We start from the raw sequence: 8990 nt of genomic DNA on the forward strand, positions 1-8990 counted from the left end.
CCGAAGAGTTGTTGCGCCAGCCGGGTCAGGCGGTCGAAGCGGGCCTCCGGTGGCGTATCCAGAATGTTGAGGTCCCAAAGCGCTTCGCAGCGGGCACGCTCATCGGAGCCAGTGGCCGAGGCGTTCATGTCCGGCTTCTGTGGGAAGGCGCCGGGGGAAGCCCGCTCTCTGACGAATGCGGCGTCATCAGGACGAGGCCTCCCAGGCCTTGAGCTTTCGGTACACCGTCGATGCGCTCACGCCAAGGTGGGCCGCGGCCACCGGCACGTTGTCATCGCATTGCTCGATGGCAGCTTCGATGGCCCGTTTCTCCACTAGCCACAAGGGTTCGATGGCGAGTCCGGGACTGGCTGACCGGGTCACGGCACGTGGCCGTGGTCGGGGGGTGGCGCCGCCTTCGGCTTGGGCACCTGTCAACCCGAGCGGGTCCGGCAGCATGTCACGCGTGACCACCTCGCCATCATTGAGTAGCACGATGTTATGAACCACGTTGTGCAACTGGCGGACATTGCCGGGCCAGTCGTAGTTCAGCAGCGTGCTTTGCACGTCGGCGTCAAAACCGGTGAATGTGCGTCCTTCCTCCCGGCTCAGGCGGGCCAGAAACGCCTCGGCGATGTCGAGAATGTCGCGCTCGCGGTCACGCAGCGCTGGCATGCGAATTGGGATGACGTTCAGGCGGTAGTACAGATCCTCGCGGAACTGCTTGTCCGCCACTTGCATCTGTGGATCCTGATTCGTGGCGCAGACGAATCGCACGTTCACCCGAATGTCCTTGGTGCCGCCGACCCGCTGGAACACGCCGGTCTGGATAAAGCGGAGCAGCTTGACCTGCAGGTCAAGGTCCATTTCACCAATCTCATCCAGAAACAGCGTGCCGCCATTGGCGCGCTCGGCTGCACCCTGCCGGTCGCTGTGAGCGCCGGAGAATGCGCCCTTCATGTGCCCGAAAATCTCGCTTTCGAACAGTTCTCGCGGAATGGCACCGCAGTTGATGGCAACAAAGGGCTTGCTGCTGCGCTCGCTGCGCTCGTGGATGGCTTGCGCGCAGAGCTCCTTGCCGGTGCCGGACTCGCCGGTGATGAATACCGAGGCCCGGCTGGTCGCCGCGCTGTCGATGATGCGATAGACCACCTGCATCGGCAGCGACCGTCCCACGAAACCGGCATAGCCATCGCGTTCGATCTGCTGACGGATAATCTGCACCTCATCATGCAGGCGTCGCTTGTCCATGACGTTATCGACCGTCACGCGCAGCCGCTCAGCGGTAAAGGGTTTTTCCAGAAAATCCGCAGCACCCAGACGCATGGACTTCAGCGCAGAATCCGCCGAGCCATGGGCCGTGATGACGACGCAGGGGCAGCTATGCCCACCCGTCTTCATCTTCTGCAGGATGTCGTAGCCGTGCATGTCCGGTAGCTGCAGGTCCAGCAGCACCAGATCCGGACGGTCGGATTCCAGGACTTCCAGCCCGTGACTGCCCGTCGCGACCCACTGCACCTGGTAACCCATGCGGCGCAGGTAGCGTTCGTACAGGGAACCGAGCGGTGGCGTGTCTTCAATGACCAGCGCCAACGGAGCATCGGCAATCGTGCGATGCATCTCGGGGTCGTCCGGCAGGTCAGCGGAGTATGGAAGCGATGAGTTCATGGTGGACGGGTCCTCTGGTGGCGTCCCCTGTCCAATGCAGGCGCCATTCCAAGAAGAGCGCCCTCCAAGCTCATGATTTAGCGAATAAAATTTCTAACTTCAGCTTGTTTCGGAGCAGGTTTTCCGATTGTGCTTCGCATTTTGCAACGTAGAATGCGAAGCGAGCGTGAAGCCGCACCGCTAGCTGATGGGCTGAGACGCCCAGGTTTGCTGCAGCGAATCGAGCGGTGCGGGCCGGCCGATGAGGTAACCCTGCAGCGTGGTACAACCCAGCTGCGACAGCATTTGCATTTGCGCTTCGGTCTCGACGCCCTCGGCGACGATTTTGAGGCCCAGGCTGCAGGCCATGGCGGTGATCGCACTGACGATCCGGAAGTCATCCAGGTCGGACTCTAGGCGATCGACGAAGCTCTTGTCGATCTTCAGCCCGGCAACCGGCAACTCGCGTAGATGGCGCAGGCCCGAGTAGCCGGTCCCGAAGTCGTCCAGCCACAGTGCGATACCGTCCCGTGTAAAGCGGTCCAGGTTGTCCAGCATCGTCGAGTTCGAGTTCAGTAGCGTCGACTCTGTGATCTCGATGTGGATCTGGCTGCCGTCGATCTGCCGGCCGGCCAGCCAGTGGCCGAATCGGCTGCTGAGCTCCGGGTCTTGCAACTGCTGGGCGGAAAGGTTTAAGGAGACTCTGCACAACCGCTCAGATCAGCGACAATGTCACGACTGATCCGCGGAGTGTCGTCTGAGATGAAGCAGCGCAGCTTTGCCGAGCCTGGTTACGCCCGGCGCCCCAAGCAGACCAAGCGCCAGCAGTTTCTGGCCGAGATGGATGCCGTGATTCCCTGGTCTCGTTTGGAGGCCTTGGTGGCGCCGGTTCAGCCTCAGAGAAGTCCGCGCGGTGGGCGCAAGGCCTTCGCGGTGTCCGCCATGCTGCGGATTCACTTCATGCAGCAATGGTTTGTCTTGTCCGATCCGGGCATGGAAGAAGCCCTGCACGATATTCCAGCGATGCGAGCCTTTGCGGGATTGGATGCCGGAGATGACCTGATCCCCGATGAGAGTTCCATCCTGCGGTTTCGGCATCGCCTGGAGCAGCACGGCATGGCCGAGCAGCTCCTTGCCGAGATCAACGCCGTGCTCAGCGAGCGCGGCGTGTTGCTGCGCCAAGGCACGATCGTAGATGCCACGCTGATCCACGCGCCTAGCTCGACCAAGAATCAGGATCGGGCGCGTGATCCCGACATGCACCAAACCAAGAAAGGCAACCAGTGGTTCTTCGGCATGAAGGCCCACATTGGCGTGGATGCGGACTCCGGATTGACCCACACCGTGATCACGACGCCGGCGAATGTGAACGATGTGACCCAAGCCAATGATCTTCTGCACGGTGAGGAAGCCGAGGTCTATGGTGATGCGGGTTATCGCGGTGCGGACAGGCGCTCGGATGCCAATCCCACGGTCGCCTGGCAGATTGCCATGCGACCGGGTCAGCGCAGGGCGTTACCGCACACCAAGCTGGGTCGATTGCTCAATGAACTCGAACGGGTCAAAGCGCAGATGCGCGCCAAGGTCGAACATCCGTTTCGCGTGATCAAGCGGCAGTTTGGTTATCAGAAGACACGCTATCGCGGACTAGCCAAGAACCACGCCCAGATCGTCACGCTATTCGCGCTAGCCAATGTGTATCAGGCCAGGCGACAGTTGATGCCGGCAGGGAAGGTGTGTCCATCGTGAGAACGACGGACCGGTGCAGCGCTTAAATTGGCTTCAAAACGCCACATTTGGACGCATGGTGGGCGAAAACCTCACCTTGGCCACGCACTGAGGCTCGGAGTACCTAGCCTTCAACTGCTAGGTCCGGTTAGTGCAGAGCTTCCTTAACGCCACATGCAGCGGATTGCCGAAGCCGGTGGTCAGGGCGGGCAAGTCGGAGGAGGCGCAGGTCAGAATGCCGTCCCAGAGGTCATGGATATGCCCCGCCTCTTCCAGCAGATTGACGAACAACAACGGTGGCACTTGACCAAACCTGGGTGAGTGCCAGCGCGCCAAGGCCTCGAAACCGACCAGGCGGCCGTCCATGGCGTCGACTTGGGGCTGGTAGTTCAACGTGAACTCCTCGTGCAGCAGACCGTCGAGTACATCGGCGACGGTGGGTGCAGAGGTCTCGGCGACTGGGGCTTGGATTGCGGCGGACTGATTCATAGCATGGGCCGAAGAAGGGTGAGCCTCTGTCTCAGGCAATCTCGATACCAGGCGATAATCTTCTTTATTACAATGAGTTATGCAGTTCTGTATGCTGGCGAGGCAGGCTCAGTTCGCGTTTTGCGAATGAACCTGCGTGTCGATACGGTTTCGGGTGGGGAGGCATGGCACGAGGCGACGATGCGGATGGTCGGGATCGACTCGCTGACCATGGTGAGCGCGGTGAGCTGCTGTGAGCCGAGCAGCGTTACCATCCATGGCACAACTGCGCGCCTTCGACGCTGCGGCGCGTTTGGGCAGTTTCAAGGAGGCCGCTGCGGCACTGCATCGCACGCCGTCGACCATTAGCCACGATGTTGCGGCCCTGGAAACCTTCCTCGGCGCGTTATTGTTCGAACGCCGCACGCGGGCTGTGTTGTTGACCGACGCGGGCCGGGCATATGCCGACGCGGTGGCGGGAGTGCTGGACGGACTCGCCGGCGCGACCGCGCAGCTGCGATCACGCTGCTGGCCCGAGGCGGTCCGCATCAGCACCAATCCGCTCATGGCCGCAGAGATCGTGACCCCGATGATCCCCCGCTTCGAGGCGGAATTTCCTGGCGTGCAGTTGCATCTGTCCGTAACCGAGGCCCTGGAAAATCCAGGCCAGGGTTCGGTTGACCTCGCGATCCGCTATGGCGGAACCGATCAGCGGAATCTGGAGCAGGTGCAAATCTGTGAGTCGACGGCCCTGCCGGTGGCAGCGCCTGGTGTCGATTGGGGCTGTGCGCCGCGTATCGACTATGTGCTGGGCATGTCGACCGCGTGGACGCAGTGGCAGCAACTGGGGCATGCGCTGCCAGGCGGCTCCGGCCGGGTGCACCGGTTCAGCCAGTTCGCCGCGGCGGTTGGCGCCGCGGAGCGCGGTCTGGGTATCACGCTCGCCCCCCGCCCGTTGGTGAACCCGCTGATTCGCAGTGGACGTCTGGTCGCGATGCCGAATGCCGAGACCATGTCCGTGTCGCCGATTACGCTGATCAGCCGCCGTCTGGGCGTGGATGCCGCGGTCTGGCGAGGTTTGCGCGACTGGTGGCGTGACGCGCTGCGCAGCGCACTGCATGGATGAACAGCGTGCATCTGTCGGTGCAGCAGATTCGTTTGTCACCCGTCGCCGGCCCCATCACCGTTGCGGCTCTGCTTTGCTGGATGGTCCGGAATGCTGCAACGCCTGATTCAGTTGGTCGACACGATCCCAACACATATGCGGTCCGGCAGGGTCATGCGAGGCCCCGCCGCACGGACTCGTAGCGACATTCGCTTCGTGCAGCTGGATCGGGCCATGGTCCGTTGCAGGCAGCTGGGCCATGGGCGATCGCTGGTGTTCGCCACCGATCCGCCGGTGCCGCTGGAATGCTATGACGCGTTGTTTGACGCACTCGCGCCACGATTTCGCGTCACGGTGTTCGAGATGCCCGGATTCGGCGCCTCGCTGCCGCGTGCGGGCATGCGATTGTCCATGGGCGAGTCGATCAGTCTGGTTGCCCAGGGACTGGAGCGCTTCGGCGGCGGACCCCACACGCTGATCATGCCCTGCGTGCTGGGTCTCGTCGGCGTGGGTGTGGCGCGTCATCACGAGGGCCTGATCCGCCGGCTCGTGCTGAGTCAGGCCGCGGACTGGAGCGGTACGCAGCAATGGCTGGCGCGCCGCGATCCCAAGGGGATGCTGCGCCGGCCGGTGGTCGGCCAGCTTGCCCTGGCCGCGGTCCGCCGGAAGCGGATCGATGCCTGGTACCGAACCGCGCTCGCGGACCCTGAGTTGATCCGGCCACTGGTGGACATGACCCTGGAGAACTTCGATCACGGTGGTTGCTTCTGCCTGGCGTCCGGCTTTCAGGACTGCCTGGGCGATCACCAGCATCAGCTCGCGCCGATCGCACAGGATGCCCTGCTGGTCTGGGGCGACGCCGACCCCTCGCATCCCGATACCCGTTTCGGCGACATGAATGCCCTCGTCCCGAACTCCGAGCTCGTTCGCATTCCCGGTGCCGGCCACTTTCCGGAACTGGAACGCGGGCCGGCGTTTGTCGATCATCTGCTGCGATTCACACACTGAGCGTTGCTGATGACCACAGCGATTGGCCCCGACCAACTGTGCGCCCTGTTCGAGCGGGTGATCCAGACATCGCCCTACACCCGCTGGTCGGGCGTGACCATCGAACGCTGCACCCAGGGAGAGGTGGTGCTTTTGCTGGGCCGCCGCGAGGAGATGACCCAGCACCATGGCTATCTGCACGGCGCGGTGATCGGCTATCTGATCGATTCCGGCTGCGCCTGGGCCGCGGCCACCGTTGCGGGCGACGTGGTCACCGCCAGCTACAACGTCAACGTGCTGGCGCCGGCGACCGCGCCGCGCTTTCGCTGCGTGGCCCGGGTGGTCAAGGCCGGCAGGAAGCTGGTGTTCTGCCGTGCCGAGGTGTTCGGGTTGGACGGGGACGAGGCGACGCTGGTCGCCACCGGTGACAGCGTGATCGCCAGTGTTGGCGATGATCTGTCGACCTTTCTTGCTCGAATCGAGGGTGGCTAAAGAATCCCCGGCAGGTCCAGCCCCTTCTCCCGCGCGCAATCCTTGGCGATCTCGTAGCCCGCGTCGGCATGGCGCATCACGCCCGTGGCCGGGTCGTTCCACAGCACGCGGTCGATGCGTTTCGCCGCGGCATCGCTGCCATCGCAGCAGATCACCACGCCGGAATGCTGCGAAAAGCCCATGCCCACGCCGCCGCCGTGGTGCAGGCTGACCCAGGTGGCGCCGGATGCGGTGTTGAGCAACGCGTTGAGCAGCGGCCAGTCCGAGACGGCGTCGGAGCCATCGGCCATGGCCTCGGTCTCGCGGTTGGGGCTGGCCACCGAGCCTGAATCCAGGTGGTCGCGGCCGATGACCACGGGTGCCTTCAGCTCGCCGGATTTCACCATTTCGTTGAACGCCAGACCGATGCGGTGGCGGTCACCCAGCCCCACCCAGCAGATGCGCGCCGGCAAGCCCTGAAAGGCGATGCGCTCCGCGGCCATGTCCAGCCAGCGGTGCAGGTGGGCGTCGCCGGGCAGCAGCTCCTTCACCTTGGCATCGGTCTTGGCAATGTCCTCCGGGTCGCCGGACAACGCGGCCCAGCGGAACGGGCCGATGCCGCGGCAGAATAGCGGCCGGATATAGGCGGGCACGAAGCCGGGGAAGCAGAAGGCGTCCTCGAAACCCTGATCGAAGGCGACCTGACGGATGTTGTTGCCGTAGTCCACCGTGGGCACGCCGGCCTTCGCGAAGCCGGCCAGCGCTTCCACATGCACCCGCATCGAGGCGCAGGCCGCGGCCTCGACGGCGGCGGGATCATCGCGGCGCGCGGTGATCCACTGGTCCATGGTCCAGCCTTGCGGCAGGTAGCCGTTGACCGGGTCGTGGGCCGATGTCTGGTCGGTGACCAGATCGGGGCGGATGCCGCGCTGGAGCAGCTCCGGTACGAGGTCGGCCGCATTGCCCAGCAGCCCGACCGACTTGGCTTCGCCGGCTTCGGTCCAGCGGTCGATCATCGCCAGCGCTTCGTCCAGTGTCTCGGCGCGTTCGTCCAGGTAGCGGGTGCGAAGGCGAAAATCGATGCGGTCGGAATCGCACTCGATGGCCAGGCAGCAGGCGCCGGCCATCACCGCGGCCAGCGGCTGCGCGCCGCCCATGCCGCCGAGGCCGGCGGTCAGAATCCAGCGGCCGGTCCAGTCGCCGTCGTAGTGCTGGCGTCCGGCCTCGACGAAGGTTTCGTAGGTGCCTTGAACGATGCCCTGAGAACCGATGTAAATCCACGAGCCGGCCGTCATCTGGCCGTACATCATCAGTCCCTTGCGATCGAGCTCGTTGAAGTGCTTCCAGGTCGCCCAGTGCGGGACCAGGTTGGAGTTGGCGATGAGCACACGCGGCGCATCCGCATGGGTGCGAAACACGCCCACCGGCTTGCCGGATTGGACCAGCAGCGTTTCGTCATCGTCCAGCCGGCGCAGCGTTTCAACGATGCGGTCGAAATCATCCCAGCTGCGCGCGGCCTTGCCGATACCGCCATAGACGACCAGCGCGTCCGGGTTCTCGGCCACGTCCGGATCGAGATTGTTCATCAGCATCCGCAGCGGGGCTTCGGTGAGCCAGCTTCGGGCGGTGCGTTCGGTTCCGCGGGGGGCGGTGACGGGGCGGGCTCCGGTCATCGGGCGAGGTCCTTGGCAGCGGATGCGAGCGCGTGCAGCAACTCGCTCAATACCGCACGCAACGGCGCGGCTCGGTTGGGGGCGTAGGCGAACGGCGCCGCCTCGGTGTGCAGGTACGCGCGCTGCGCCAATTCCATCTGAATGGCGTGCACGCCGTCGGCGGGGAGGCCGTAGTGGCGGGTGGTCCAGCCACCGCGAAAGCGGCCGTTGACCACCGTGTCGTAGGTTCGGGCCGCGCCGCAGCGCCGGGCTGCGATCAGCTCGAAGATCGGCGCGCAGGTTCGGCCACGATCGGTGCCGATGTTGAACACCGGCAACGCGCCGTCGAACAGGAATGGCACCCGCGAGCGAATCGAGTGGCAGTCGTACAACAGGGCAATGCCGTGGCGGGCCTTTACACGCTCGATCTGCGCGGCGAGTGCGGCGTGGTACGGCTGGTGAAAGCGCTCGAGCCGTTCGGCGATCTCGTCGGCGTCTGGCGCCTGCCCGGCGGTCCAGATCGGCTGGTCGTCAAAGTCGATGCGCGGCACCAGCCCGGTGGTGTTCTGGCCGGGGTAAAGACTGTGGCCGGTGGGGTCGCGGTTCGCATCGATCACGTAGCGGTGGAACGTCGCCGTCACCGTGGTCGCGTTCGGCAGCAGCCCGCGATAAAGCCGGTCAACATGCCAGTCCGTATCGGCGAGCGCGCGGCCGGTGGCGTTCAGCCGGGCGCGCATAGGCTCCGGCACCCAGGTGCCGGCGTGCGGTGCGGCCAAAATGACCGGGCTGTCGCCCTCGGTGATCTCGACTGGGTTCATGGTGCCAGTTGCAGTTGGTCCGGAATGCCGGCCGCCTCGATCAGCGCGCCGGATTCCACCAGACCGGCGGCCCGTTCCAGATCGGGCGACAGGTAGCGGTCCTCGGCCAGCGCGGGCACGTTGGCGCGGATGCGG

At 64.5% G+C, this 8990-nt stretch carries 9 protein-coding genes; 4 read left to right on the plus strand and 5 right to left on the minus strand.

Annotated features, from left to right (window positions below; genetic code table 11):
• Positions 1-186 precede the first annotated feature (186 nt).
• Both ABNS06_RS03455 and ABNS06_RS03460 read right to left on the minus strand, forming a co-directional pair.
• The gene (locus ABNS06_RS03455) at positions 187-1647 is read right to left on the minus strand and encodes a sigma-54 dependent transcriptional regulator (protein ID WP_348672580.1); all 1461 of its coding nucleotides are present in this window, start codon (positions 1645-1647) and stop codon (positions 187-189) included.
• A gap of 180 nt (positions 1648-1827) precedes the next feature.
• On the minus strand, positions 1828-2337 hold the full coding sequence (locus ABNS06_RS03460; protein WP_348672582.1) for an EAL domain-containing protein: 510 nt from the start codon (positions 2335-2337) through the stop codon (positions 1828-1830).
• A gap of 51 nt (positions 2338-2388) precedes the next feature.
• On the opposite strand from ABNS06_RS03460, the gene ABNS06_RS03465 reads away from it, so the two are divergent.
• Positions 2389-3375 (plus strand): IS5 family transposase, encoded by a 987-nt coding sequence (locus tag ABNS06_RS03465; protein ID WP_348672584.1) that lies wholly within the window; start codon positions 2389-2391, stop codon positions 3373-3375.
• 117 nt (positions 3376-3492) lie between these two features.
• Here ABNS06_RS03465 and ABNS06_RS03470 read toward each other — a convergent pair whose 3' ends face one another.
• A complete protein-coding gene (locus tag ABNS06_RS03470) occupies positions 3493-3843 on the minus strand; it encodes an EAL domain-containing protein (protein WP_348672585.1) in 351 nt (116 codons plus the stop codon).
• 256 nt (positions 3844-4099) lie between these two features.
• Between ABNS06_RS03470 and ABNS06_RS03475 the strand changes: the two genes are divergently transcribed.
• From ABNS06_RS03475 to ABNS06_RS03485, 3 genes are all read left to right on the plus strand, one after another.
• Positions 4100-4948: a LysR substrate-binding domain-containing protein gene (locus tag ABNS06_RS03475; RefSeq protein ID WP_348672587.1), complete on the plus strand. Its 849-nt coding sequence runs from the start codon at positions 4100-4102 to the stop codon at positions 4946-4948.
• A 153-nt stretch (positions 4949-5101) separates the two neighbouring features.
• A complete protein-coding gene (locus tag ABNS06_RS03480; protein WP_348672589.1) occupies positions 5102-5935 on the plus strand; it encodes an alpha/beta hydrolase in 834 nt (277 codons plus the stop codon).
• 9 nt (positions 5936-5944) lie between these two features.
• Complete coding sequence (locus tag ABNS06_RS03485; RefSeq protein WP_348672590.1) at positions 5945-6406, plus strand: PaaI family thioesterase; 462 nt, start codon at positions 5945-5947, stop codon at positions 6404-6406.
• Here ABNS06_RS03485 and hutU read toward each other — a convergent pair.
• Both hutU and hutG read right to left on the minus strand, forming a co-directional pair.
• A complete protein-coding gene (hutU, locus tag ABNS06_RS03490) occupies positions 6403-8058 on the minus strand; it encodes a urocanate hydratase (RefSeq protein ID WP_348672591.1) in 1656 nt (551 codons plus the stop codon). The two genes, ABNS06_RS03485 and hutU, sit on opposite strands and share 4 nt — an antisense overlap.
• The gene (hutG, locus tag ABNS06_RS03495) at positions 8055-8855 is read right to left on the minus strand and encodes an N-formylglutamate deformylase (protein WP_348672592.1); all 801 of its coding nucleotides are present in this window, start codon (positions 8853-8855) and stop codon (positions 8055-8057) included. The genes hutU and hutG overlap by 4 nt, the downstream gene beginning before the upstream one ends.
• Positions 8856-8990: the final 135 nt, after the last annotated feature.

It is taken from the genome of uncultured Abyssibacter sp. (assembly GCF_964000955.1).
Taxonomy (GTDB): domain Bacteria; phylum Pseudomonadota; class Gammaproteobacteria; order Nevskiales; family OUC007; genus Abyssibacter.

Bases quoted from the DNA above. Each gene is read 5' to 3' on its own strand.
- ABNS06_RS03455 (WP_348672580.1), bottom strand. From the start codon at position 1,647: ATGAACTCATCGCTTCCATACTCCGCTGACCTGCCGGACGACCCCGAG.
- ABNS06_RS03465 (WP_348672584.1), top strand. From the start codon at position 2,389: ATGAAGCAGCGCAGCTTTGCCGAGCCTGGTTACGCCCGGCGCCCCAAG.
- ABNS06_RS03470 (WP_348672585.1), bottom strand. From the start codon at position 3,843: ATGAATCAGTCCGCCGCAATCCAAGCCCCAGTCGCCGAGACCTCTGCA.
- ABNS06_RS03475 (WP_348672587.1), top strand. From the start codon at position 4,100: ATGGCACAACTGCGCGCCTTCGACGCTGCGGCGCGTTTGGGCAGTTTC.
- ABNS06_RS03480 (WP_348672589.1), top strand. From the start codon at position 5,102: ATGCGAGGCCCCGCCGCACGGACTCGTAGCGACATTCGCTTCGTGCAG.
- ABNS06_RS03485 (WP_348672590.1), top strand. From the start codon at position 5,945: ATGACCACAGCGATTGGCCCCGACCAACTGTGCGCCCTGTTCGAGCGG.
- hutU (WP_348672591.1), bottom strand. From the start codon at position 8,058: ATGACCGGAGCCCGCCCCGTCACCGCCCCCCGCGGAACCGAACGCACC.
- hutG (WP_348672592.1), bottom strand. From the start codon at position 8,855: ATGAACCCAGTCGAGATCACCGAGGGCGACAGCCCGGTCATTTTGGCC.